This is a genomic window from Dyadobacter sandarakinus, assembly GCF_016894445.1.
GTDB lineage: Bacteria > Bacteroidota > Bacteroidia > Cytophagales > Spirosomataceae > Dyadobacter > Dyadobacter sandarakinus.
The window spans coordinates 1,865,695-1,890,818 of the sequence record NZ_CP056775.1; the positions used below are offsets into that span (position 1 = coordinate 1,865,695).

Annotated in this window: 19 protein-coding genes; 7 read left to right on the top strand and 12 right to left on the bottom strand. The window is 52.0% G+C overall.

Features of this window, described 5'->3' with window-relative positions:
• Positions 1–51: 51 nt before the first annotated feature.
• From HWI92_RS07360 to HWI92_RS07370, 3 genes are all read right to left on the bottom strand, one after another.
• Positions 52–321, bottom strand: coding sequence for a hypothetical protein (locus HWI92_RS07360; RefSeq protein ID WP_204662204.1), 270 nt, complete (start codon positions 319–321; stop codon positions 52–54).
• A 304-nt stretch (positions 322–625) separates the two neighbouring features.
• The gene (locus HWI92_RS07365; RefSeq protein ID WP_204662206.1) at positions 626–1,813 is read right to left on the bottom strand and encodes a tail fiber domain-containing protein; all 1,188 of its coding nucleotides are present in this window, start codon (positions 1,811–1,813) and stop codon (positions 626–628) included.
• Positions 1,814–1,840: 27 nt separating this feature from the next.
• The gene (locus tag HWI92_RS07370; RefSeq protein ID WP_204662208.1) at positions 1,841–4,396 is read right to left on the bottom strand and encodes a T9SS type A sorting domain-containing protein; all 2,556 of its coding nucleotides are present in this window, start codon (positions 4,394–4,396) and stop codon (positions 1,841–1,843) included.
• Positions 4,397–4,649: 253 nt separating this feature from the next.
• Between HWI92_RS07370 and HWI92_RS07375 the strand changes: the two genes are divergently transcribed.
• Positions 4,650–6,047 (top strand): alkaline phosphatase, encoded by a 1,398-nt coding sequence (locus tag HWI92_RS07375; protein WP_229249081.1) that lies wholly within the window; start codon positions 4,650–4,652, stop codon positions 6,045–6,047.
• Positions 6,048–6,170: 123 nt separating this feature from the next.
• Positions 6,171–6,533: a YtxH domain-containing protein gene (locus tag HWI92_RS07380; protein WP_204662210.1), complete on the top strand. Its 363-nt coding sequence runs from the start codon at positions 6,171–6,173 to the stop codon at positions 6,531–6,533.
• A 141-nt stretch (positions 6,534–6,674) separates the two neighbouring features.
• Here HWI92_RS07380 and HWI92_RS07385 read toward each other — a convergent pair whose 3' ends face one another.
• Positions 6,675–8,138 (bottom strand): Gfo/Idh/MocA family protein, encoded by a 1,464-nt coding sequence (locus HWI92_RS07385; protein WP_204662212.1) that lies wholly within the window; start codon positions 8,136–8,138, stop codon positions 6,675–6,677.
• Between the two features lie 166 nt (positions 8,139–8,304).
• On the opposite strand from HWI92_RS07385, the gene HWI92_RS25440 reads away from it, so the two are divergent.
• From HWI92_RS25440 to HWI92_RS07400, 4 genes are all read left to right on the top strand, one after another.
• Positions 8,305–8,439 (top strand): hypothetical protein, encoded by a 135-nt coding sequence (locus HWI92_RS25440; RefSeq protein WP_262897696.1) that lies wholly within the window; start codon positions 8,305–8,307, stop codon positions 8,437–8,439.
• A 55-nt stretch (positions 8,440–8,494) separates the two neighbouring features.
• Positions 8,495–9,139: a flavin reductase family protein gene (locus tag HWI92_RS07390; RefSeq protein ID WP_204662214.1), complete on the top strand. Its 645-nt coding sequence runs from the start codon at positions 8,495–8,497 to the stop codon at positions 9,137–9,139.
• A gap of 98 nt (positions 9,140–9,237) precedes the next feature.
• Positions 9,238–9,825 carry a Crp/Fnr family transcriptional regulator gene (locus HWI92_RS07395; protein WP_204662215.1) on the top strand — a complete coding sequence of 196 codons (588 nt, stop codon included), beginning with the start codon at positions 9,238–9,240 and terminating at the stop codon, positions 9,823–9,825.
• Between the two features lie 55 nt (positions 9,826–9,880).
• Complete coding sequence (locus tag HWI92_RS07400; RefSeq protein WP_204662217.1) at positions 9,881–10,807, top strand: NAD-dependent epimerase/dehydratase family protein; 927 nt, start codon at positions 9,881–9,883, stop codon at positions 10,805–10,807.
• Between the two features lie 11 nt (positions 10,808–10,818).
• Here the strand turns inward: HWI92_RS07400 and HWI92_RS07405 are convergent, their stop codons facing one another.
• The 3 genes from HWI92_RS07405 to HWI92_RS07415 all read right to left on the bottom strand — a co-directional run bounded on the left by HWI92_RS07405 (position 10,819) and on the right by HWI92_RS07415 (position 15,138).
• On the bottom strand, positions 10,819–11,748 hold the full coding sequence (locus HWI92_RS07405; protein ID WP_204662219.1) for a hypothetical protein: 930 nt from the start codon (positions 11,746–11,748) through the stop codon (positions 10,819–10,821).
• 20 nt (positions 11,749–11,768) lie between these two features.
• Positions 11,769–11,957, bottom strand: coding sequence for a hypothetical protein (locus HWI92_RS07410; RefSeq protein WP_204662221.1), 189 nt, complete (start codon positions 11,955–11,957; stop codon positions 11,769–11,771).
• 103 nt (positions 11,958–12,060) lie between these two features.
• Complete coding sequence (locus HWI92_RS07415; protein ID WP_204662223.1) at positions 12,061–15,138, bottom strand: sensor histidine kinase; 3,078 nt, start codon at positions 15,136–15,138, stop codon at positions 12,061–12,063.
• A 12-nt stretch (positions 15,139–15,150) separates the two neighbouring features.
• Between HWI92_RS07415 and HWI92_RS07420 the strand changes: the two genes are divergently transcribed.
• Entirely contained in the window at positions 15,151–15,903 is a 753-nt protein-coding gene (locus tag HWI92_RS07420) for a tetratricopeptide repeat protein (RefSeq protein ID WP_204662226.1), read from the top strand.
• A 52-nt stretch (positions 15,904–15,955) separates the two neighbouring features.
• Here HWI92_RS07420 and HWI92_RS07425 read toward each other — a convergent pair whose 3' ends face one another.
• The 5 genes from HWI92_RS07425 to HWI92_RS07445 form a co-directional block, all read right to left on the bottom strand.
• Positions 15,956–17,854, bottom strand: a complete 1,899-nt coding sequence (locus tag HWI92_RS07425) for a RagB/SusD family nutrient uptake outer membrane protein (RefSeq protein ID WP_204662229.1) — start codon at positions 17,852–17,854, stop codon at positions 15,956–15,958.
• A gap of 18 nt (positions 17,855–17,872) precedes the next feature.
• A complete protein-coding gene (locus tag HWI92_RS07430) occupies positions 17,873–21,373 on the bottom strand; it encodes a SusC/RagA family TonB-linked outer membrane protein (protein WP_229249089.1) in 3,501 nt (1,166 codons plus the stop codon).
• A 182-nt stretch (positions 21,374–21,555) separates the two neighbouring features.
• On the bottom strand, positions 21,556–22,674 hold the full coding sequence (locus HWI92_RS07435; protein WP_204662235.1) for a FecR family protein: 1,119 nt from the start codon (positions 22,672–22,674) through the stop codon (positions 21,556–21,558).
• An 87-nt stretch (positions 22,675–22,761) separates the two neighbouring features.
• On the bottom strand, positions 22,762–23,352 hold the full coding sequence (locus HWI92_RS07440) for an RNA polymerase sigma factor (protein ID WP_204662238.1): 591 nt from the start codon (positions 23,350–23,352) through the stop codon (positions 22,762–22,764).
• Positions 23,353–23,562: 210 nt separating this feature from the next.
• Positions 23,563–25,095: a SulP family inorganic anion transporter gene (locus HWI92_RS07445; RefSeq protein WP_204662241.1), complete on the bottom strand. Its 1,533-nt coding sequence runs from the start codon at positions 25,093–25,095 to the stop codon at positions 23,563–23,565.
• Positions 25,096–25,124 lie beyond the last annotated feature (29 nt).

A 25,124-nucleotide genomic window follows, 5' to 3' on the forward strand; every position in this document is an offset into this window, starting at 1 on the left:
GCTGCTTTAGTTAAAGTAAAAAGTGGCGGAGTTACAGGATATACCGCCGTCTCAGGGGCGGATCAAACCCGCAGTGCTGCACGAGATGGTCCAGGTAATTAACAGAATGTAAGTAATCCAGATTGCCACAGAAGTGTTGCGGAATGTTTTATCATACTTTTTCATCTGGTTGTAATTCCATTCGAGCCCATAAAAATAGAGCATTCCCGGCCGGTGCATGGCCAGAACTTCGGCAGCTTCGTCAAAATTTCCTGCCTCGTACAACGCATAAAAAGCGTTTTTCCAAAGCTTTTCGTCGCATTTATCCAGGTTTTGTAACATAACTAATGATGAAGAATCAGAAATTAGCGGACATTTAGCCCTATATAGACACAAGGCAATGCCGGATACTGGAAATATTTGAAAAAAATTTTCGAATGCGGATTTGAGGAAAATTTGACATTGAAAAAGCAGGGGCACGACTCCGGAAATATACACCCATACTCACCTTCAACCATTTACAATGCGCCATATGGTCCGGCACACTGTGCATGGCAGGCAGGGAACAAAAAAGCAGGTATGTTCCGAAAGGTACGACCTCTTCGAAACACACCTGCCTGATAATTTTTTCTTCCAAAAAGAGAACCTAGCGTGAGGCTGTTACCTCCTCTTTCCGCGCCGGCCCGCCCATCAGCTTTTCAATGGCGGCCACTTTTGCATCCATCGCTTCAAGCCTGGCTTTCAATCCGTCATTTTCCTGCTGCAACTCCCTCGTCCGTTTTTCCAGGGCCTGTATGGCAGCCATGTTTACGCCGTCAAAATCGCCGCCATTGATAGTTGTATCGGTACCAATGCCATCGCTCCCGAATGCCGCATAAAAATCCTGCGCCATAGGCCCGACATGCCTTATAGCAGCAGACTGGGCTTTGTAGTTCCAGCTGGTTACGGGCATGTTGGCTATTTTCCGAAGTACCTGCTCGGCATCAAGGAGGGTGAAGTTCTCCTTTTTGCGCCTGTCACTCACCATATCCCAGGAGCCGCCACCCGTGGCCAGCGTTACGCCGCTGGTCATTTGCTGATTTGTAAAAAGCCTCATACCACCCGCAAAACGCATGGTCAGCTGGTTGTTGGCAGTACTGTAAGCACTATCGCTGCTGAAAGTTGCACTGGCATCACTGATGACGACAGATCCCTGGTGTTTCACACGCGCATTTTTGCCCAAAGCCATGGAGAACTGGCCCCCTGCACTGTTCTGCAGTCCGATGGCAACGCCAAAGTTTCCTCTGGCGATAGAGGGTCCGAGCACAATGGAGGCAAGTCCCGATGCGATGGAGGAAGGACCCATGGCCAGTGCATCGTCATTGGTTGCCTGCGCACCACTGCCAAGCGCGATAGCTCCCACCGCACTTGCGAACCCATTGAATGCAAGGGTACGATCAGCAGAAGCATTCCCATTGGAACCAAGCGCCACGGATTGGTTGCCGCTTGCACTGCTTTCAAATCCCATTGCAAAAGCATGTTCCCCGGAAGCCCGCGTATGCTGACCGGCCGCAAAGGAATAATTTCCGACATTATCATTATCCCAATACGTGCTGGCGGCTGCACCCACATGTCCGGCTCGAAAGGCCGCTTTATCCGCAAACCACATCATCCGGCGTCCTTCACCCACAGCAGGTATGCGCGAAGGGGAGCCCGGAATATCGCCCGGGGCAGAAAAAAGAACACTGCTGTCTGCCACATGCAGTCCCGCCTGCGGCGTGAGGGTACCAATCCCGACCTGAGCATTGGCGCAAACAGTTGTAATAACAAAAAGGAAAGTGAAAATACGTTTCATAAAGATGATGTAAGAAGTAAGAAAAGGTTACTCAACAACCAGCTTGTGGCTTACGACGCTATCGCCGGATGCCGATCTGAGGAAATATAAACCGGCATGGATGCCACTGAGGCTCACCTGCACGGAGCCGTCGGCCAATGCAGAGGTCCGAACCGGCACCTGGCGGCCCAGCATGTCCCATAGCGTTACCGATCCTGCGGAAGTAACCGTCACCATGCCGGTTCTTCCGGCAGGATTAGGATAAATTTTTGCAAGGTGGTCGGTACTGTGGGAGCTTAGCGACAATGCCCTCGTGAGGCTGAATGTACCGTCGTGATCAACAGCCCGGAGCCGGTAGTAAACCGTTTGCTGCTGGCCGGGAAAAGACGGATCCGAAAAGCTGTACCGCCTGAGCACCTCGCCGGTGCCAGCCGACTTTACCGAGCCAATCTTCCGGTAACTCCGGGCATCGAGGCTTCGCTCTATATCGAAATGGGAAGCATTGTCCTCGCTGGTGGTCTGCCATTCCAGCAATGCCGTATTTTCAACCAAACGGGCATTAAAACTGATCATCGTCACCGGCAACCCGGACTCTGAAACGACACCCAGCGCAAACGGACTCCATGTACTGATCAACGCGCTCGTAACGCTGCCCGCAGCCGGCGTCCCCGCTCCCCCGGAACCTTCATTAACCCAGTTGCCGCCGGTCAGGTGGGCCACGCTGTAAACATTCAGGTTTTCGGACGTGGTAAGTGAAGGATTTCGGAAATCGTCCCAAAACAGGGTGACCCGGCCGGTTGCGGTACCTGCGGGTATGATATCCCAGTACTCCTGATTGTTGTATGCTTCCAGGGCAGCCTTCGTACCGGCGCCGGCAAATGGTGCTGTGCCTGCATCTTCGGGCACATAACGCACAATCAGCCCATTGCTGTTTTCTGTAAGATCTACGGTGACAGGCTGGTATCTTCCGTTGCCTCCGGTAGGATATGTAAAGCTTCCCAGACCGCGCTTCAGTATATTCCCGGTTACGTGGCTTACATCGGACACGCCTTCCACAATGGCATTTTCACCTAAGATCAGCGGAACCTGCGTGGCATCAACCGCACCGTTGGTGAAAGTTACGGTTCCGCCCGCCTCCACGGGATTGTTCAGCACAATACCCGCAGGATTGTTTATCGTCAGATGGTTGGACAGGTAAAAGACGCTGCCGCTTACCGTTTGTAGGGTATTCCCGTCAAAGGTGATAGTTCCGGTATCCGCCGTAGTCTCGGACTGGTTGTTGACGAGGTTACCGGAAAGAAAGAAATTACCATTGTTGGTAAATGTTCCTCCATCCAGTTGCAGGTCTCCCTTTACCTGTAAAATACCGCCTTTCAGCGTCAGCGCTCCCCCCCGGCTGGACAGTCCCTGGGCCGAAGCTTCCGCACCCAATCCTGCCACTGCCATGAGTACACCCAGCGTCTTCATGATGCGGCGTCGTACCATCAAGCCCCTGAAGAAACCAGCCAGTGCAAGCACCAGTAACCCGGCACCTGCCATTTTTTTCCAATCATGCTCCTGATCATGCAGCGTCTGACGCAATGCAGCATTATCGGCCCTGAGGCTTTCGAGCTCCGATGCGAGGTTTCGCGTACGTTCCTCCAAGGCTTTGATGCCTGCCATCGCAACCCCGTCAGCATCTACCGTACCGATGCTGCGCTCGTCGCTACCCAGGCCGAATGCCGCGTAGAAGTCCTGCGCCATGGGTCCGATATGCCTGATCTTTTCAGGATCCGATTTATAGCTCCACCGTGTAACCGGCAGCCTGCGCAGTTTTTCCAGGACATCCTCATTGGAAATCGCTTCAAAAAGGTGTTTCCGGTGAACGTCAGAAGCATTCTGCCATACGCCGCTGGTCGTCAGATAGGCGCCCGTCGAGGTGGAAATTACAGCAGCAGGCTGCCCCCAGTTGCTCATAGAAGCACCGCTCTGAATGGTTACGCCTGTGGAAAGATTGGATGTGGTAAAAATCCGGAACCCGCCGCTGGTCCGCCAGTTGGCCGAGTGGTTCACACCGGCACGCAGCGTATCCACGCTGGATCTGTCGGAAAATACAAAGCTGCCCTGCCGGGCATTGGTATGTGCATGGTACCCCAATGCTACGGATGCAGCACCGCTGGCATAGCTGTCTTCACCAGCGGCAAATGAGGAGGGGCCAACAGCACCCGTACGCAGCCCGAATGCCGTGGCCGCCTCGCCCGTAGCACGTGCTCCATTACCCATGGCTATGGAATACTCTCCAATGTAAGCATCGTCCCAAAGTGCATTGGATATGCTGCCTGCCCTGAATGCGGATTTTCCGGGGTACCACATGAGCCGTGTCCCTGCACCTGTGGCAGGCACGCCGATTTCAAAGGGATTGTAGACGCCGCTGAGCACGAACCCGCCGCTCTGAAAAACGGTCATACGGGCATTGGAAGCTGCATCTCTCGCTACGAGCAAGGTATCGGTGCCTTGGGCATAAGCAGACGCAGGTGCGATCAATGCAAGCATCAGCACTTTGAGCCCGGATTGCCGCCAGGCCCGGCGAGCCGGATGTAAAGTAGCAGTAAATTGTACCATCATCGTAGATCAGAATAGAAGTTATAATACCATAAAGAACATGTTTCCAAATGTAAACAGAAATTACTTCTACGCAATTTATTTGTCATTTACGTAGAAATAACTTTTAAAAATATCCCTTGGGTTTGAAGAAATGCCTGCCTTGAAGGCGGATCAAACTTGCCGCTTAATACTTTCTTGATGCAGGGGGTCTTTGACTTAACATTCAGGTAAAAGGGGGGACAGTAGCTTTGCAGTGAGATAAAACCTGAAAATAATGCGCGTAATCAAAAGACGGGAGTTTTTCACCAGCAGTTCAGCCGGGCTCCTTGCTGCCGGTTCGGTACTCAGGAACCAGCAAGCTGCTCCTTTTTCCAAACCCAGACCCAGTGCCAAAAACATCATCTTCATGGTGAGCGACGGCATGAGCACAGGCACACTGAACATGGCCGACCTGCTGCTCAGCCGCAGGGAAGGACGGGAGAGCAGCTGGATGAGCTTGTACCGGGAACAAACCGGCCGGCGGGCATTTATGGAAACCTCCTCATTCAATGCGCTGGTCACAGACTCCGCCGCCGGCAGCTCCGCCTGGGGCGGCGGCAGGAAAGTCCCCAACGGAAACCTGAATGTCAATGCAGACGGAAGCTTCAATAAACCGATCCTTCAGAAGTTCAGGCAATATGGAAAATCCGTGGGCTGCGTCACGTCGGTGACGATTACCCACGCCACACCTGCGGGCTTTTGCATTAACAACAAATCGCGGGGCGACGAATCCGAGATTGCCGCTCAGTACCTGGACCTAAGATTCGATGTGATGATGGGTGGAGGTGCTGAATTTTTCATGGGCGATAAACGGGAAGACAAAACTGATCTTTTCTCAGCCTACCAGCAGGGCGGATACCAGGTGGTGCGAGACCGGGACGCGATGCTCGGGCTGCAAAATCTGCAAAAACCGGTTCTCGGCGTATTCTGTGAGGGAGCCCTCCCCTACGCGCTGGACGCTGCCGCTACGCCCGACCTTCAGAAATCAGTACCTGCACTGGCAGAAATGACCCGCAAGACACTTGAACTGCTTTCTAAAAATCCAAAGGGATTTGCGGTGCAGATCGAGGGTGGAAAAGTAGACTGGGCTGCGCATTCCAATGATGCTGGCGGTTTGCTGTACGACCAGATTGCCTTCGACGAGGCGGTGCGGGTAGCTCTTGATTTTGCTGAAAAAGACAAGGAAACGCTTGTGATTATCACGACTGACCATGGCAATGCCAATCCCGGTCTGTTTGGAAGTGACAGGCAGTTTGACCTGCTCCAAAAATTTAAACATACCAACAACTGGATCCTGGGCGACCACCAGGAGATCCCTTCCGCTTCCCAGCTGATTGACCGTATTGCGTTTGCACAAGGTTATGCGATCAAAAAAGATGAGGCTGAAAAACTCGTGAGCCTGTTCAGTGCCAAAAGTGAAAGCGGATTATACATTGCCAACAAACCCCTTTTCCGGGAACTGGCGCTCATACAAAGCCACTATACGGGCATCGGCTGGGCCGGGATGGACCACTCCGCCGACTATGTAGAGCTGGCCATGTTTGGTCCCGGCAGTGAGGGCCTCAAACCTTTTGTCAGAAACACCGATCTGCACAATTTTATGCTGGACGTAACGGGTACAGTCAGGGCTTAGGCGGGTGGTTACGGGTAAATGCACCCGGAAAAAGCAGCCTGATTCACGCAGTATTTTGCAGTGTGCGCTGCTGTTGGCATAGTTTTAGCTTGCTTGGGGCATTTCACTTAAACTTCGGAGACAATGAAATCAAGGTATGAAAATGATGGTGCGGGCGATTCAAACGGCAGCTTTACACTGGGCTTGCTCGTAGGAGCCACTGCGGGAGCGTTTGTTGCAATGCTGCTTTCCCCGAAATCGGGCTACAAGTTGAGCAACAATCTCAGAAGCATGCTTTATGACCAGAAACAGAAAGTACAGGGAAAATGGGAAGCTACGAAGGCGATCGCCGCGGAAAAAGTGGACGAGGCCCGTCTTAAACTTGACCTCGTAGCCGAGCATGCCAAAGATACCGTTGACGACTATGCAGACAGAGCGAAGGAAAAAGTAGATCAGCTGGCAGACGGTACGAAGGCAACCGTGGAAAAAATACAGGGCAGATACTGATACAGACCACCGTGCTGTGCGGCCAAAAGAAGTTACTTCTATAAAGTACGCTAGGCCCGGAAAGCAACATGGTGCACCCGGCAAAAAAGCGCCCCGGCAATCTTCCGATCGCCAGGGCGCTTTTACTTTTTGTATAAAGAATTAAACGCCCAGGCTCCACCCGTCGCGGTAAGTGCGGCGAACGTACTGGTTTACTTCGTCGAAGTTGGTAACCTTCATATTCTGGGCATCCCAGAGCATTTTCATGTTGCTTCCCGGATACGTGAAACCTTTGCCGTCCTCCCTCGCTTTGGGCATGTCTGCGCCGCGGATGGCCAGGTTTGCACCCAATATAGCCTCTGTAAGCGGTCCCGCCAGTTCAAACGGTGAGCTGAGTTCCATTTTCCCATACCCGGCAATGCACCCTTCAACCCACTGGGCGTAGTGACCCTCGGCACTTCCGGGTACCCGGGCAAATTTCTGTTTTACATTCACTTCCTGCATTTTGCTCAGTGGCAGCAGGCGCGGATTAGCCGCGTATTCGCTGGCCATCATCTTTCCTTTCGACCCTACAAACAATATCCCGCTGTTTCCATCTCCAAAAAGCTCGTTCGGGCCAAGTTCTTCCGGACGTTCCGGCTTGATGCCGCCATCCATCCAGTGCATGGTAACAGGACCTTTTGTTTTTGGTGTTTTAGGGAAAGTAAGCGTCGCGTGGCTCGACGGCGGGCAACTGTCGGGGAAAATACCTCTTTTACCAAAAGCTGTAAAGACACTGCCCACACTCGCCTGCATATCGGTGGCATATTTCAGTCCCAATACCCGGAATGGAGCCTCCATCAGGTGGCATCCCAGGTCGCCCAGGGCGCCGGTACCATAGTCCCACCACCCTCTCCAGCTACCCGGAATGAGGTTGTCAACATAGTCTTTTTTTGGAGCTGTACCCAGCCACAGGTCCCAGTCGAGTTCCTTCGGGACCGGCGGTTTTTCTGCCGGCCAGGGAATGCCCTGCGGCCATATCGGGCGGTTGGTCCAGATGTACACCGTGTCCACATCACCGATGATGCCGGCGTCGTACCACTCGTGCAGTGTCCTCACGCCATCGCCGGATGAACCCTGGTTGCCCATCTGCGTCACTACCTTGTATTTTGCTGCCGCCTCGGTGAGCTTTCTGGCTTCGTAAATGTCGTGGGTCATCGGCTTCTGCACATACACGTGCTTGCCGAGCTGCATGGCTGCCATCGCAACCACGGCGTGGGTATGGTCCGGCGTGGAAACGGACACTGCATCAAAGTTCTTGGATTCTTTTTCGAACATTTCCCGGAAGTCTTTGTAATACTTCGCCTTGGGGAAGTTGGTGATGCTGGTTGCGGCCCGGCGGTCGTCCACATCGCACAGGTAGGCAATATCTGCCTTGCCGCTTTTGAAAAAGTTGGAAAGATCCGACGTTCCCTTACCGCCTACCCCGACGCCGGCCACGGTCAGCTTGTCGCTGGGCGCAACAAAGCCTTTTCCCAGTACGTGCCGGGGGACAATCATAAAACTGGCGGCGGCAATTCCCGCCGCTTTTACAAAGTCTCTCCGGGAAGCGGCCGACTTTTCATTCAATGTAAGCTTGTTTTCCATTTCGGGTTTTGGTTTAATGCTTTTTCCAGCAAAATATCCAGCCTTTATCCAATTTGTAACCTATTCAGTTTGTTAAGCCGGCTATTTTCTTAATTTACTCGAAAATTGTTGATATGGGCTCCTGTCCCTGCTTGGTACCTCACAACTTCCCGGAAAAACTTTCGCTATGAACTTGAAGATCTTACCTGCATCTGCCTGTGCTGCCGCCACGCTGGACAAGGCGGGAATGGTTTTGAATACCAGACTTACACCCGGTGAAGAAACACTGGTTCCCTACCTGGCCAGGCTGTCGGCCCATTAAACAACGGAAATACGGTAACCGGCGGCTTCCGGCAGATTAAATTATCATTCATTTTATGCAAAAATTCAGTACAGACCAGATTGCGGAGCTCGAAAAACATTTCAGGATCAAACTGATCAACAGTCTGGTTGGCTACAAATCCCTGAACCTGCTCGGTACCATGAGCAACGGGCAGGTGACAAATCTCTGCGTCGTAAGCTCGGCATTCCACCTTGGAGCCAATCCTCCCCTCATAGGTCTCGTGATGCGCCCCGAGCGGGAACACAATGATACGCTCCGCAACATCCGGGAAACCGGGCAGTTTACCCTCAACAATGTGCTGCCCGACTGGTACAAGCAAGCGCACCAGACCAGCGCCAGCTATCCTTCGGGCATATCCGAGTTTGACGCTTGCGGATTTGAGCACTACTACATTCCCGGGTTTCAGGCACCTTTCGTGCGGCAATCCACCGTGCGGATCGGACTGCAACTCAGGCAGACCATTGATATGGAAATCAATGGCACCACCATTGTGGTCGGCGAAATAATGGAGATCGCCATCGACGATGATTTGCTCGGCAGCGATGGCACCATTAACCATGTGAAAGCAAAAACCATGACGGTTGCCGGGCTGGATGCCTACTTCATTCCGCAGGCCGTGGGCCGGCTTACCTATGCAAAGCCGGATACGGAACCCGGCGAACTGGATATGGAAAAGTGAAATTGCCCCGCGCATCCGATGCCAGCCAAGCGAGGTGCCGGGAATGCAGGCGTATATTTGTGTCCAATGCAATATGTAACATTAACTAAGCCCCAGAAATGGTATCAGCGCTGATCACAACCATGCGGAAGGATGTGGAACTTGAAGATGCCGAGGCAGCCTACATCCTCTCGTTTTTCAAAGAACGCCTGTACAAGCGGGGTGCAATCCTTTTGCAGGCCGGTGACCCGGCGTCCGAGGTGTTTTTTATACTGAAAGGCGCATTACACCAGTTTTATCTTGACGAATCCGGCACGGAAAAGTCGTGCAACTTTGCTTTTGAAAATGAATTCATCACCGACCTGGAAAGTTTTTCAAAACAGGCCGGCGCTGCTTCCCATATCAAATCCCTGACCGAAACGACCGTATTGTGCATCAAGTGCCATGACCTGGGCATGCTGCTGCGCGAGTCGGCTGCCACGGCGGTATTTTTCCGTGTGCTCGTGGAGCGCATTGCAACAGAAAGTATGGAGCGTACCAAATCCCTGCTGGCCTACACGCCCCAGCAGCGTTTCCTGACGCTGGCCCATTCACGTCCCGACATTTTTCAGCGGGTACCGCAGCGGTACATTGCGCAATACCTCGGCATTGCGCCTGAAAGTCTGAGCCGGATCCGCAAAAGATTGTTTGCGGAAGCAAAATCTTAACTTTCGTCAACATTTAGTCCTGGCTGCCTGCGGTACATTTGTTAAAAAAAACGGTATGCAAACGATACTCGGCGCAGGCGGCGCCACCGCCATAGTCCTGGCAAAAGAACTGAAAAAATATACCGGTCATATCCGGCTTGTATCCCGCCGCCCCGCCCGGGTCAATGCGGACGACGAATTGTTTCCGGCGGACCTGCTGAATGCCCGGGAGGTGGAAGCTGCGGTCCAGGGTTCGGACGTGGTTTATCTTACGGCAGGCCTGGAATACAACATTCGGGTATGGAGGCGCGACTGGCCGGTGCTGATCAAAAATGTAATCAATGCCTGCCTGAAAGCGAATGCACGCCTTGTTTTTCTGGATAACGTGTACATGTACCAGGCCAGCGAGATCCCAAATATGACCGAGCGCTCAAGAGTAGAGCCGCCGAGTGAAAAAGGAAAAGTACGTGCCGCCGTGCAGGACATGATCTTCAATGCAGTGAACACGCAGGGCTTGCAGGCATTGATCGCCCGCAGTGCTGATTTTTATGGACCCGATGTTAAAAACAGCCCACTGAGCATTTCGGTACTGGACGAGTTCCGGAAAGGAAAAAAGGCATTCTGGCAGGTCGATGCCGGCAAGGTGCATTCCTTTACCTACGTTCCCGACATTGGCAGGTCTCTTGCGCTGCTCGGCAACACACCCGATGTCTGCGGGGAAGTGTGGCATCTACCTACTTCTAATGAAAGGCTGACAGGCAAGGATTTTATCAACATGATTGCAGCAGAAATGCAGGTGCAGCCCCGCTACTACATCATTTCCCGGCTGATGATGCAGGTACTTGGCTTGTTTATCCCCATTTTGAAAGAGCTCAAAGAAATGGCCTACCAGTACGACCGGGATTACGTGTTTGACAGCAGCAAATTCGAAAAAAAATTCGCCTACAAGCCCGTGGGATACGCAGAAGGAATCAGGCAGATGGTTCAAAGCCAGGTTGTCTAGCTGTAAGATATTTACCAAAACAACAAACCCTGTACGCCTAGGCGTACAGGGTTTGTTCCTTTCAGACCTGCGTGAGCTTCTATTTTCAGGTTTGAAAAGAGGGTCAATTCTGCATTTACCTGCCTGAATACGACTGCTACGCTGACGGTCATGTGGTTGAGCAGGGGCACCCGGGCCGGTGCCTGGTAGATTGCCGCAGCTCCGTCGCCCGGGATGGAAAGAGTACCCAGGAGCGGGTCCGCGTGGTTGGTCAGGTCGACGCCGTTGACGCGCCAGTTTTTTACATCTTCTTTTTTCAGCTTCACAGGCTCAATCAACGGCTCCAATGGAATCCCGTCGTCTGCATGACCTTTCTGGTAAAAAACCGTCAGCGGTACCTGCTCTCCCGGCCATACAGATCGTTGGCCAGGCTCCATAAAATAGGCTTTATAAAAAGCAACCGGCAGCATTTTGGTGACCGGGGCGGTGACCGTCTTGCCGGCTTGATCGACGAGTAGCTTCCCCTGCCCTTTCCAGCTCCGGTCGGACTGCTGGTAGCCGATCCCCAGCGCACCGGGAGCCGAGCCGGCTATATCCGCATCGGTATAATGCCAGATCAGCGTCGCCACTTTGGATAATTCCAGGTTTTTGGGTCCAAGCTCATAACCGAGGCCGGTGCCGCCCCAGGCTTTGTTTTCTACGGGTTGGACAGAAATAAGCGTGTCAGCACTCAGGGCACCTGCCGGAATCACCAGGGTTATAACATGATCGGGGGTAGAGATCGTACCACCCGCAGGACCTATCCTTTTCTGTACCGGCTCACCTGCCGGCTTGCCAGTATCGGTGGGGGTTCCCCCGGCCGGAACCTGTGGCTCGGGTTGCAATGCCGGCTCGCCTTGCTGGCAGGCGTACAACATGCAGCCTGCTACCAGCATGCAGCATATCAGTTTCAATGTTTTCATGGCTAACATGTTTTAATCCGCTAAGCGGAAGCTTTGCCATATAATGCTACGATCAGTCCGGGCTTGCCTGACTGCGTCCCCGTATGCTTGAAAATGGTGGCGCCGCTTCCCGGAGCGAGCATGCGGATGGGCGTTTCAAATGACAAATCTTCCTTCACTGGTTTGCAGGCGGGCAGGCTCAGGATGATGCAGGCTGAGGTAATTTTCATGGCAGATCAAATTTTTATTGAGCCACAAAATTAGGGCAGTACAAAACAGCGCGCATTCACATAAAGATGTGATTTGAACAGGGTGCCGGCGGATGAACAGTACTCAGAATTTTAACCGGAAACTTCCACCAATGCCCCGCACAGGCTTTTTCAGGGGAAATGTGAGCAGGATTTCGGTGCCACGCTGAGGCGAAGCATTAACAACAAGCTTGCCCGACAAGGCAGCCGCCCGCTTTTTCATGTTGGACAAACCATTGCCCCCGCTCACTGCATCGGTGTCAAAGCCGGTACCATTGTCAGCGACCAGCAGCGCCACGATACCATTCCGGCAATGCAGACTGATGGTAACCCTGGTGGGAGACGCGTATTTGGACAGGTTGTTGAGGGCTTCTTTATAAATCAAAAACAGGTTGCGCCGGTCGTCCATGCGCAGTTTGAGCATCCTGTCGCCCTCGGTACTCTCGAAATTAAACGCAATATCCTGCGGTTCAAGCACGGATGCTGCATACTCGCGCATGCGGGCGGCCACGCGGTGCAGGTAGTCATTATCAGGTTTGATGCTCCACACAATATCATCCATAGCATCCATCATCTGGCTGCTGCTGGTACTGATCCGCCCTACGTATTCCTTCTCACGCGCCTGTGCAGGCAGCAAAGTATTGGAGACCACTTCGCTCAAAATGGAAATGGAGGTAAGATTGGATCCCATATCGTCGTGCAAATCACGCGCAACGCCTTCCCTGATCTTCTGGATGGCCAGGATGCGTTTGAGCCGAAGCACGTAGAAAATGTAAAATGGCAGCACCGCCCCCAGGATCAGGAGGGCCGTAAACCACCAGGTCTGCCAGAATGCCGGCCGGATGCGAATGGGCAGTTTTGTAATATGGGGTGAAAAAAGTCCGTCCTTGTTTTGTGAGCGCACATGAAAAACATAATCGCCCGGTTCGAGGGAGGCAAAAGTGGCCGAGTAATTGTTTTCAGACCTGATCCAGTTACTATTGGCTCCTTCCAGCCGGTAGTAGTATGCAGGCTGCGGCTCGCTGCCGTAGGTAAATGCAGAAAATGCAATCGTAATGAAGTTCTGATTGTGGCTCAGCGTTACGGTTTTTGACTTTATCAGAGAATCAAGCGGCAGAGACTGGTCAAACAGCTTGAAGTCGGTGATCGCCACATCGGGCGCCGGGCGGGCTGAAACCATTTTGACCGGATCGAAAATAACGAAGTTCTTCTGCGCACAGAATGCCAGCTTACCGTCGGGAAGCCTGCCCGAGGTGAGCATCAGATTACTATGGTTGGACATGGTGGCCAGACCCAGACTATGATCAAACAGGTGAAACTGGCCGGTTTTAAGATCCAGCCTGCATATGCCCGATACCGTGGAAAGCCAGAGCCGTCCGTGCACATCCTGCTGCACGGACGTGACTACGCCCGCCGGCAAACCATTATACATGCTCACACGATGCGATTTTCCGGTATTTAAATGCAGCAGATCAAAGTTCGCGGTCGTGACCACAGCCAGGGTGCTGTCGTTGACCGGCATCAGATCTGAAACCCGGTCGGTTGTGAGTGCATTGTGCTGACTGTCAAAATGCCTGACCAGGCGGTTGGTAGCCGTATTGTACTGGAAAATGCCTTTCCCGTCCGTTGCAACCCAGAGGTTCCCCTTTTTGTCACTGCACAACTTGACAACCGGATGTTTAAAGTCGGCAATCTGGCTGTAAGTAGCGCCCGTCTGCTTGACCAGCAGGCCGGTATGGGTGCCAAACCACAAATGCTTCGCCGTATCGGCCGCGATGGACCGGATGGTTGACTCTTTGAAAATAGCCGGCACCACGAATCTGGAACGACGCTGCTGCCGGTCGTGGTAGATGAGCCTCCCGTGCTGGCAGCCAATGATGAGCATCTTGGATACGGGCTGCTCGAAGACGTCCCAAACAAATTTGTACCATTGATCGGTGACGGGTACGCCCCGGTAAATAGCAGCCGTCAGGTCATGATCTTGGCTGAGGTGGAGCTGCGCATCGTACTCCAATGCCGTCAACCCGCTGCCCCAGCTTGAAAACACCAGCTTGTTATCATGCAGTGCTTTCACACCCGTCAGATTGGCTCCATTCAGGTTCGGGATCGTGCCGTTTCTGACATGATCGCCGATGATCGCCATCGTATACAGACCATTGTCAGTTGCCACCCACAGATTTTTGTCCCTGTCTTCAAATACCTGCCGGATGTGATTGGCATTGATCCCGTAATCGGCATTCGCAGGATCGTAAAACCCCTGAAAGCCAGCTTCATCATCTTCCAGCATATTGAAAATATCTGTCCCGAAGGCCCAGATGATGCCCTGTTTTTCTTCAAAGGAAGTGAGTTCGTAATAATTGGAATGAGGAAAAGGATGGCACTGCAACGTTTTTGCGAGCTTTTGCGCAGGATCTACCAGGAAAGTGCCGGAAGCTCCCTGCTCCGGCCAGCTATGGATGATCAGCCTTCCGCGGCTGTCGATGAGAAAGTGGGTGACTGCCTGAATGTGCCCGGCCTTTTTCAGCGTTGACTGGAAGGCGGATACATCCGCTGCCGAGTAGTACCGGCTCTTTGCAGGACTGAACACGCCCATTCCCGATGCCGAACCTATCCAGATATTCCCTGCGGCATCACGCTGCAGGGATGTCGGTTTCAGGTTTTCGGGATAGCTGATGATGGAGGGATCAGACTCGAAAACATTCTTTGCTGCGTTATAAACCAGAATTTTCACTCCCCGCATAATCAGAAAAACATGGCCCTGCCGGTCGGCTGTGAGCTTGTAGGCGTACTTGGGCGATGCGGAATGAGGCGCTGGAATTGTTGCCGTGTGAAAGATAAAAGTCCTCGTATCGAATTTTCCGATGTGGTTGCCCATGCGTACAAGCAGCTGCTTTCCATCCCCGATGCTCAGGATTTCATCAATGGGCAGCGGCGGAATGCGGTTGGGGCCGGTAACATGAAACTGGTGGAAACTGTTGCCATCAAAGCGGTGAAGGCCGTTTGGCGTGCCCACCCAGATATAGCCTTCGGAGGTTTGTGCAACACAATTGATAAAATTCGTCCGCAATCCGCCGTCTGCATGCACCCGACTGAAATGAACTTCAAACGCCAGGGATTGGGTTACTCCGGTAATCAGTAGTAAAAAGTAAAAACCAGCTAACAAAAAACGCGGCAGATGGCCAGACAAAAATCTGTAAAATACAGTATCAGTAAAAATCATATCGGGTCAGTGAAGTTCATCCTGGCGGCCATTTTCACCTGCATTTCTCACTTTTCATCGGCGCAGGACATAAGCTACAAAGAATGGCAAAAAGAGGCAAAGGAGAATATCAGACTTCTTCCAAAATACGGAAATAAACCAAAAACCAGGGCTCAGCTGGATGCCGACAAACAGCTGATCGAAAGCTATATAAAGCAGGAAGGAAGCAGGCAAAAAGCCTCGGATATGCTGATCGAAGCTGGTTTCCAGTATCTTCAGGAAGGTGAGGTAAAAACGGCCATGTACCGCTTTAACCAGGCGTGGCTCTTAAATCCTGATAATGAAGACGTTTATTGGGGATGGGGAGCCATCTACTCTTCGTTCAGTGACCTGGCCAAAGCCCTGGAACAGTATGATGAGGGTTTGAAAAAAAATCCCAAAAATCCAAAATTGCTGACGGACAAAGCGACCATTTTCATAAGAAAATATGATAATACCGGGGATCCGGCCACCTTGTCGGCAGCTATTTCTTTGTTTTTGAAATCGTATGCGGCCGACAGCTTAAATCCAAATACATTATTCAAGCTGTCTACGGCATACTTCCGCGCCAATGACTGTGTTCAGGCAAGGCGGTTTTATGAGTTGCGCAAAAAAACCGGCAGCTACCCGGTACCGCAGGAATATACCGAAGCCCTGGCTCGCACCTGTGGTTCGGGGCGCACGAAATAAATGGGCCAAACCTGCCATACCCATCCGGGTTCGGCAGGTTTGATCCGGGGTGTTACCAGCCTGGATTTTGTTTTAAGGTCGGCGTCCTTTGCAGCTCGTCCTGCATAATCGGGAACAAGTAATGCCTTGGTGCTACAAAAACGCGGCTTTCTATAAAGTATCGCTGCATTTTGTAAGTTTTGCCATCCACCACAATCTTCCCTGCCGGGTCTTCAACCGGTTTCATCCCATTGATCATGCGCTGCGCTTTGGGATACGGCCACACATTCTGCGAACGCTGGTCATTCGTAGTTCCCGCACTTTGCCAGGCTTGTTCTTTGGCGATTTCTTTCGGTGAGCTGGGTTCGAGGTACAGGCGCGATGCCCATATCCTGTTGTTTTCATAAAAAAGCTCCACCCTGCGCTCCCGCTTGATGTACTCGTCCATCAACGCCTTGCTCGTCATTGCCGCCACTGGTATGGGCGCCATGAATGATCTTTTGCGGACGGTGTTCAGCATGTCATAGATCTCCGCATTCGGACCGGCGGTTTCGTTCACAGCTTCACAATAGATGTACATGAACTCCGGCAGGCGCCAAACCGGCGGACCGCTGATGGAGAAACTTTTATCCCTGTTCCAGGATTCTCTCAGGATTTTCCGCAGAAAGTACCCCGTGGTAGTGGAGTTGGTGGCTCCCACCTTGTCCGGTCCCGAGGCCGTGTTGATCACTTTTCCCTTGAATGTGGCACCATGATAAATGACATCCCTGTGGAAACGCGGATCGCGTTTTACACTTTCGTAAGGATTGGTATCGTCATATCCGTCTTTTTTGGCGCGGGCTGCATATACCGGGTATCCGAACCCATCGGGCGCAATGTACTCGTACTCATCCACCTGCTCCTGAACCGGCATCTGACGCGAGCTTCCTCCCCAGCTGGGCGGATAAATGTCGCCCTGCCAGTTGTTGTCCTTGTCACGTGTGACAAAGAAAATGGCCTCATTCTGAAATGCTTCCATGCTGTGATACATGTCCCAGAGCCGGGCCGGCACTTTCGAATTGTTATTATCAACACCCGCATCATCCCTGAAATCAGAAGCATCGTGCCCCTGGTACAGGGAATAGCGCTGCCGGCCATCCACTTTAAAATCGATAACTGCTTTCGCGGCTATTTTGGCAGTATTCCAGCGGTCTGCATTGTACGTATATTCCGATGCGAACTGTCGCGTATCATTCGGAAATGATCCTCCGTTCCACATGGGTGTTGCGGCCATCCAGGCTACAATGGCTTTCAGGCCCAGACAGGCACCTTTATCAATCCTGCCAAAATCAGCACCACCCCAGCTGGCTGGCACCAGCGCCATGGCAGAATCACAATCCTGGTAAATTTTGGAAGCAATAGAATGAAAAGATTCCTGCTTGAAGTCCATCGGGTCACTCGGATTAATGGTGTGGGTCACGTACACCACTTCGCCATACATTCGTGCCGCCAGAAAATGGAAGTAGGCACGCAGGAAGTATGTTTCGCCCAGTCGCTTGTTGAGGTCTCCTGCCTGCAAGGGATTATCGGGCGTATTGTACTTCCGTACACCTTCCAGGATCACGTTGGCCTTGCGGATCCTGCCGTACAGATCCCACCAGTACTGGCCCCGGCTGCTCCCGGCCGGCATTACATTCGCATTCCAGTCACCGTTGTTGAACTTGTTGGTGAGGCTTCCTTCGGCGGTGGAACCCTCGGCTTCATCGGTTACGGGCGCTGTGGAAAAGTGGGAAAAGAATACCAGCGGACTGTTTGAGCCTTTTGCATTGTCGTACAGGTCGGTAATGAGCTGATTGGTCTTGTTATATCTTGTAAAAACCTGCTCGGCATCCACCTGATCATCGGGTTTTCTGTCCAAGAAATCCTCCTTACAGGCCGATAGCAATGCGCAGGTGAAGAAAAGGATAATCGTATATATGTTTTTCGTCTTCATAAATGCTCGGATTTAAAATCAGAATGTTAAATCAACACCAAAGTTCAGCACCTTCTGGATCGGGTACCAGTCGCCGGTACCTTCCCGGGTTTCAGGGTCCATGTCCACCTTTTTGAGGCCGTCCCAAGTCAGCAGGTTAAGGCCCTGCGCATAGAACCGCACCTGCTCAATGCCGATTTTCTTGATGGCTGCCTTGGGCAGGTTGTAGCCCAGTTCAATTGTTTTCAGCCGGACGTATTTGGAATTGTACATGAACAGGCTGCTGTTCGGATTTTTGTTGTTGCTGTGGTCTCCGAAGTGGAGCGCAGGATAAGTGGCTGTGGCAGCAGTTTCCGGTGTCCAGCGGTCCAGGTGCATCGGTTTTACTTTACCGTATTTATCCTGATTAAACAATGGAAAATCGTACACAGCAGCACCCGAAAGCTGAACGGAAGCCCGCGACGCACCCTGGAACAGCATACTGAAATCGAAGTCGCGGTACCGCGCGCCCACCGGCAGACCAAACATGATTTCCGGGTTGCGCGGATTGCCCATCGCGGTACGGTCGCCCAGGTCGTCTACCCTGCCGTCGCCATTCAGGTCCTTGTACACCACGTCGCCGGGCCGTAAAGTTCCCCACGACTGATAGCCACTTCCGGAATTCATTCCGTTGAGCTCATTGGCCTCCTCCTGGTTGCGCACAAAGTGGTCGAATGCATAGTTGAAATGTTCGCCGATGCGCTTGCCCGTGTTGGCACGGCCTGCCATTGCGTAAGGTATTTCATTCATGAAAACGATATTGTTGCGCGCAAAAGACAGGTTGGGACGGATGAAGTAAGTAGCATGCTTACCAATGCTTCCCGACCAGCCTACTTCCAGATCGAACCCGCGGTTATTCACAATCCCCGAGTTGATGTATGGCGCGTCTTTGCCGACGATGTCCGGATAACCCAGCTTGTCGCCTCCGCCCATGTCCGTGATAATGTCGTACCGGTGTTCATGAAAAAGGTCCACTGTCACGGTAAGGTGTTTGAGGAATGTGGCGTCGATACCGATGTTGGCTTTCCTGGCTTTTTCCCAGGTCAGGTCAGGGTTTGCAAGGTCACCTTCGGACAGGTATCCCCCGGCACCGGAGCCAAAATTGTCCGTCCCGAAATTGTAGTCACCATCCCGTCCCCCGAAGTACTGGAGGTAGATAAACCGGCGATCATTGGGTACGCGGTCGCTGCCTACAAGACCATAGGAACCCCTGATTTTGAATGTGTTCAGCCAGTTTTGGGTACTCGTCATGAATTGCTCCTTGGAAAGTACCCAGCCCGCAGAAACCGATGGGAAAAATCCGTAGCGCTTGCCTTTGGCAAAGTTCTCAGACCCGTTGTAAGCCGCATTGAATTCAAAAAGATAGCGATCATCATAACCATAGGTCGCCCGGGCGGTAATACCCTGGTAGCTGAATGGTACCTGGTTGTTGATGATCCTTTTGGAACGGTTTACCAGCACCATCCCGGTTACGTCATGCATTCCGAAATTGCGCAGGTAATCCAGCTTGGCCTGCATATAGGACCGGCTTTCGCTGTCTTTTTTGTCAAACTGGTTGCGGATCGTCTGGTCAATATCGTACTTGTTGCCCGACTTGTAGGCACCCGTATAAACACCGGGCTCTCTGTAAATATCGCTGCCTGCCTCGGGAACGAACGTGGCATAGCCCGGGTACTCGCGATAACCTTCGGAATAGCTTGTCACATCCCGCCGGATCCAGCCCCCGTCTGCGGCATCATAAGAAAATATCCCGTCGACAGAAAGTCCTTTTGTAATAAAATCCAGCTTGTGACCGAGCGAAAATGATCCGTTGAGGTAGGTATTTTTATCATTCAGAAAACCGGTACGGCTCAGCTCTCCCAATATGTTGAAACGGTAAATCTGATCACCATAGAGCATGCCAAGCGGATTATTGGCTTCGTAAACGCGGTTGGCAGGATTTCCGTTGGGTTCCAGCGTGATCGGCAGGTAGGAAGGCTGGGTATTGGCCATTTCCACAATCCTGGCGGCCGTCGTACCCGGTGCATTACGGTCGGTGATCCTGGCCCCGATGTCCAGTCTGGCGAAAAAGTTATCCGTAATATCAATGTCAATGTTGGAGCGGAAGTTATAGCGCTTGAAAACTGCCTGGGTGTTGTTGGGGCCGAGATCGGTATGCTTGTAATTACCGTCCTGCTGAAAGTAATTGGCCAGAACGAAATATCTGGCCCTTACTGATCCACCGCTAATAGACAAACTATAATCATGCTGTACGCCCGGCTTGAAGGCGTAGTCAAAGTAATTCCAGTTGTAACCCAGGCCGTCGGAGTTGTCACCCTTTGCCTTCCTGAAATTGGCAATGGCCGTCTCCGAAAACAAATTGAGGGTAGACGGGTCCACGCCGGGATTATCATTCCGGCGCGCCTCATTGTATAGCATGGCGTAATCTGCCGAGCCCAGGTAAGTCGGGAACTTTACCGGCTGGTTTACCCCCACCGATGCTTTGAAATTCACGGTGGCCTTATCCTGTACTTTCCCCCTTCTGGTCGTAATCAGGATAACTCCATTGGCTCCCCTCACCCCGTAAGGTGCTGTCGCCGATGCATCTTTCAGGATCGTAAATGTCTCAATTTCAGAGGGCGCCAGGTAATCCATACTTCTTTCGAGTCCATCAATAATCACGATGGGCGACTGGTTGCCATAGGTGGCGGTACCGCGTATGAATATGTCACTCCGGTCTACCCCAGGCTCGCCCCCGCTGAACTGGTTGGCAAAAAGTCCGGGAAGCCGCCCTGCCAGTGCATTGGTAATGCTTGCCGTCGGACTTTGCTTTAAATCTTCTGTGGTGATGGTGGCGATGGAGCCCGTGATGGTTGCTTTCCGCTGTGATCCGAAACCGACGATCACCACCTCTTCGAGCCCGCCCAGATCCTCTTCCAGCTGCACGTCAACCGAGGTTTGAGTACTGATCGCCTGCTCTTTTCCCAGGTATCCGATAAACGAAATCACCAGCACATCGCCCTGTTCCGCCTCAATGGTAAACTTTCCGGTCGCGTCGGTCGAAGTCCCCTTGTCGGTTCCTTTGACGATGACGGTTGCTCCCGGGAGCGGCGAACCTTTCATATCCCGGATGGTACCGGTAATTTCTCTGATCACAGCCGCAGCCGGTTCCACGGCAACAGGAAGTGATTTGATGGCAGCGGATTGCGGCGCTTCATCTTTTTTGAAAACTGCGATCTGTTTCCCAATGATTTTATAGGACAGATCAGATCCTTTCAGTGCCCGCGTGAGGATGGCAGGTACGGTTTCGTTTTTGAGATTGAGATTCAGATTTCCTCCTTCAGTTTCCGAAAAGAGACCGTCACGATAGAAAATCCTGTAATCGGTTTTTTCCTGAATCTGCTTAAACAATAACCCGAGATGGCCGTTGCGGATCGTTACGTCCATCCGGCTTTTCTGCGAATAGCCCGTGGCGTGAACCCCCATCATTCCGATAAACAGCAGCAGAACTACCAGCTTCATAATCCTAAGCAATTTTTTGGGATACAATTCTCCCAGAGGGCAATACCCTGAATGGTCAAATTTTTTCATAAATTTGAATTGACTTTTGTTGATACAATGGTTTAAAAATCACTTGCTTACCGGCAAGTGGGACTATCGGGAGACGTTGCCGCGTCTTCCGTTTTTTGTTTTCGGGTAATGCTTTATCTGAATATAAACCTCCTTTCTGTTTGCTGATAATTGAGTGATGTGGTTGCCGCGATGATATCCAGCACCGGCGCAATGTCTTCCTGTAAATCCAGTCTTCCGGAAAATGTCATGTTCCTTGCATCGGCACTTCCGAGTGAAATATCAGCCCGGTAATAGCGCCCCAGCTTACGCAGAATGTCTGGTAAAGGCACTTTATTGAGAATGAGGTAACCCTCTTTCCAGGAAATGTAGGATGCCACATCAACCTGCGAGGTCTGCAGTTCCGAGGTTCCGGGATCGTAGGCGGCCATGGTTCCGGGCGTCAGCTTTTTCTTTTTTGAGCCAAAAAAGGATTTCTGATTGGCGGTAAGCTCAATACTTCCTTTGACCAGAACAGCCGTACTCTGCGGGTCGTCGTCGTAAGCGCTCACGTCAAATTCGGTCCCGAACACCTGAACTTTCATATTTTTGGTATGCACAAAGAAGGGTATATCGTCGGCGTGGGAGACGGAGAAGTAAGCCTGCCCTTCCAGGTAAACCTCCCTGGTTTTTCCATCCGATGTGGAAGGATAAACCAGCTTGGAACCGGAATTAAGCCATATTTTGGTACCATCCACCAATGTTACGGTTGACCTTTTGCCATAAGGGACCGTCAGGGTGTTGAATGCCTGGTCGGCTGTGCGCTGCTCAACCACCGATGCGGAATCGATCTGGATTCGCAAGCCATCCTGCTTATACACCAGGTCTGCATTTTGCTCGGACAGCCGAACGATCCTCCTGTCGGCAAGCTGCAAACGTGTATCAGCCGTATCGAAAGTGAGCTTTGAAGCTTCCTCCTGCATGGCCGAGCCCGTATTTTGCCGAAGCAAAAAGTAGCCGGACACGCTGACCAGCAGCAATGCGACCGATGCCGCCACGGCCAGCCATGTCCCGCGAAAGGTACGGGTACCCTGCAGCTCAATGGTTTCCTCCATGCGCAGGCGCAATGCCGTCTTTTCCAGCACCGGCAGAGCCTCCTCCTGTACTGACTTCATTAAAATGCGGGTATTGGCGGCAATCCTTTTTTCATCTTCCGAAAGATCCGGCGATTCGGACTCAGGCAGATGTTCACTTTTGCGTACGCGTTTCTTCATTTAAGAACTTGTTTGACCTACAAGAGAAGAAATGCGACCAGACATAGACGTCTGAAAAGGATTATTTTAACAAAAAAAGAAAATATTTTACGCCCAGAGAATAATCAGGGCGAAAGAGCCACACGCCAGCTTGCCGCGGAGCTGTTTGATTGCACGGTAAATGAAGGTTCTGCAGGTGGGGACGGAGATCTGCATCATTGAGGCAATTTCCTCATAATCAAGATCCTGATTGAATCGCAGGTACAGAATTTCCCGCTGCCGCTCCGGAAGCTGGTTGATTTCGGAAGCCAGTTGTTCGAGCATTTCGCGCTGCTCCTCGTCTACAATTATTTCATGCTCAATGCTGAACGATAATGCCTGGACGCCAAAAGTTTCGTCCGTATTCCACCGGTTGAGATTCAGCAGGCTCGACCTGCGGTGGGCAGCATGCAATTTCCTGCGGAATGATTTAAGCAAATAGAACCTGACATTCACCTCTCTGGCCAGGCTGGGCCGGTAGGTATGCAGGTCAATGAAAAGATCATGGATACAATCCTTGACAAGCTCGCTGTCAGCAGTATACCGCATTCCGAACTTGTAAAGAATGTCCGTGTAAGCATCGTAAAGTTCGCTGAATGCCGAAGAACTCCCTGAAACAAAACGCTCCCAAAGGTCATTTCCCGGATCTGTGTCTGTCATGAAAATGTAATCGATAGAACAAGCCCAAATACTGAAAAGAAAAATATAATGTATGCATAAAAACGCACGCCAAAACCTACGTTTTTCAATTCGGGCGCAAATTTTGAAGTTAGGAATATAATATGCTTCGTCAAAAACGATCCGGCAGGACCGCTGTTGAGCAGTATGCATGCGGGGCACAGCTTACAGCCCGCCCCGCCCCTGCTGCGGTTACTGATCTGCCACCCGGTAGGTAGGATCTTCAATGATATTGACATCGATCACATCGTCGGCATTCTGAAGCAACCGGCGGCAGTCGGCGCTCAGGTGTTTCAGGAGCACCTTTTTTCCTGCTTTCTGATACCGGGCCGTAATTTTATTCAGCGCCTCAATGCCGGACATGTCAGCAACCCGGCTGTCGGAGAAATCGATGATCACTTCCTTCGGGTCTGTCAGCACTTCGAATTTCTCATTAAATGCCGCGACGGACCCGAAGAAGAGCGGACCATAAATCCTGTAATGCCTGACCCCGTTTTCATCCGTGGATTTGTGTGCGCGGATGCGTTTGGCACTTTCCCACGCAAATACCAGGGCGGAAATGATCACGCCTACCAGCACGGCGAGTGCGAGGTTATGCAGGTAAATGGTAATCGCAGCCACCAGCATACCCACCAGCACGTCCTGTTTCGGCATTTTATTGATAATCCTGAAACTGGCCCATTCAAATGTACCGACTGCCACCATGATCATCACGCCGGTCAGTGCCGCCATGGGTACCCGTTCAATGACGGGCGCACCCACCAAAATGATGGTCAGGATTGTCAGCGATGCGATGATACCCGACAGTCGTGCCCTTGCCCCGGCGGAAAGGTTTACCAGCGTTTGCGCGATCATCGGGCACCCGCCCATCCCGAAGAAAAAGCCGTTGAGGATGTTGGCGCTACCCTGCGCAATGCATTCGCGGTTGCCGTTTCCTTTTGTTCCGGTTAGTTCGTCCACCAGGTTTAACGTCAACAATCCCTCGGTGAGCCCCACGCCTGCCATAATCACGGCGTAAGGCAAAATAATTTCCAGGGTAGCAAGGCTGACCGGGACTGCGGGCATATGGAAAGGAGGAAACCCGCCACTCACAGCGGCAATATCACGCACTGTTTTGGTGTCCAGACCGAAACCCAGTACGATCGCAAAGACGACGATAATGGCCACGAGAGACGGAGGAACTGCTTTGGTGAACCTTGGCAAGATGAGGATGATACCAATCGTAAGCAGCACCAGCGCGGTCATCATGTAAAGGGGGGTGCCGGTGAGCCATACGGATTCGCCGGCGACGACAGTTTTAAACTGTTCGAGCTGGGACATAAAAATGACCACAGCCAGTCCGTTGACAAAACCGTACATAACAGGTTGGGGCACCAGCCTCACAAACTTCCCGAATTTGAAAATGCCGATCAGCATCTGGATGACGCCAGCCAGTGCAATTGCAGCAAACACATATTCGATACCGTGTGATTTCATCAGCGCCACCAAAACGATCACCGTGGCACCGGCCCCGCCGGAGATCAGTCCCGGCCTGCCTCCGAAAACTGACGTCACCAGCCCCATGATAAAGGCTGCATAAAGTCCGGTAAGCGGCGGAAAACCGGCCAGGATCGCAAATGAGAGCGATTCCGGCATCATCGTCATGGCTACGGTCAGTCCGGCCAGTATTTCGGTTTTATAGTTGATTTTTTGTGAAAAATCGAAAAGATCTAAATAGCCCTTCATGAAAAATGGTTGGATAAAGGTTTTTACAT

Excerpts from the sequence above, each read along its gene's own strand:
- HWI92_RS07375 (WP_229249081.1), top strand. The coding sequence starts at position 4,650 with ATGCGCGTAATCAAAAGACGGGAGTTTTTCACCAGCAGTTCAGCCGGG.
- HWI92_RS07400 (WP_204662217.1), top strand. The coding sequence starts at position 9,881 with ATGCAAACGATACTCGGCGCAGGCGGCGCCACCGCCATAGTCCTGGCA.
- HWI92_RS07435 (WP_204662235.1), bottom strand. The coding sequence starts at position 22,674 with ATGAAGAAACGCGTACGCAAAAGTGAACATCTGCCTGAGTCCGAATCG.
- HWI92_RS07445 (WP_204662241.1), bottom strand. The coding sequence starts at position 25,095 with ATGAAGGGCTATTTAGATCTTTTCGATTTTTCACAAAAAATCAACTAT.
- HWI92_RS07410 (WP_204662221.1), bottom strand. The coding sequence starts at position 11,957 with ATGAAAATTACCTCAGCCTGCATCATCCTGAGCCTGCCCGCCTGCAAA.
- HWI92_RS07405 (WP_204662219.1), bottom strand. The coding sequence starts at position 11,748 with ATGAAAACATTGAAACTGATATGCTGCATGCTGGTAGCAGGCTGCATG.
- HWI92_RS07440 (WP_204662238.1), bottom strand. The coding sequence starts at position 23,352 with ATGACAGACACAGATCCGGGAAATGACCTTTGGGAGCGTTTTGTTTCA.
- HWI92_RS07370 (WP_204662208.1), bottom strand. The coding sequence starts at position 4,396 with ATGATGGTACAATTTACTGCTACTTTACATCCGGCTCGCCGGGCCTGG.
- HWI92_RS07380 (WP_204662210.1), top strand. The coding sequence starts at position 6,171 with ATGAAATCAAGGTATGAAAATGATGGTGCGGGCGATTCAAACGGCAGC.
- HWI92_RS07395 (WP_204662215.1), top strand. The coding sequence starts at position 9,238 with ATGGTATCAGCGCTGATCACAACCATGCGGAAGGATGTGGAACTTGAA.
- HWI92_RS07420 (WP_204662226.1), top strand. The coding sequence starts at position 15,151 with ATGGCCAGACAAAAATCTGTAAAATACAGTATCAGTAAAAATCATATC.
- HWI92_RS07390 (WP_204662214.1), top strand. The coding sequence starts at position 8,495 with ATGCAAAAATTCAGTACAGACCAGATTGCGGAGCTCGAAAAACATTTC.
- HWI92_RS07425 (WP_204662229.1), bottom strand. The coding sequence starts at position 17,854 with ATGAAGACGAAAAACATATATACGATTATCCTTTTCTTCACCTGCGCA.
- HWI92_RS07385 (WP_204662212.1), bottom strand. The coding sequence starts at position 8,138 with ATGGAAAACAAGCTTACATTGAATGAAAAGTCGGCCGCTTCCCGGAGA.
- HWI92_RS07365 (WP_204662206.1), bottom strand. The coding sequence starts at position 1,813 with ATGAAACGTATTTTCACTTTCCTTTTTGTTATTACAACTGTTTGCGCC.
- HWI92_RS25440 (WP_262897696.1), top strand. The coding sequence starts at position 8,305 with ATGAACTTGAAGATCTTACCTGCATCTGCCTGTGCTGCCGCCACGCTG.
- HWI92_RS07430 (WP_229249089.1), bottom strand. The coding sequence starts at position 21,373 with ATGAAGCTGGTAGTTCTGCTGCTGTTTATCGGAATGATGGGGGTTCAC.
- HWI92_RS07360 (WP_204662204.1), bottom strand. The coding sequence starts at position 321 with ATGTTACAAAACCTGGATAAATGCGACGAAAAGCTTTGGAAAAACGCT.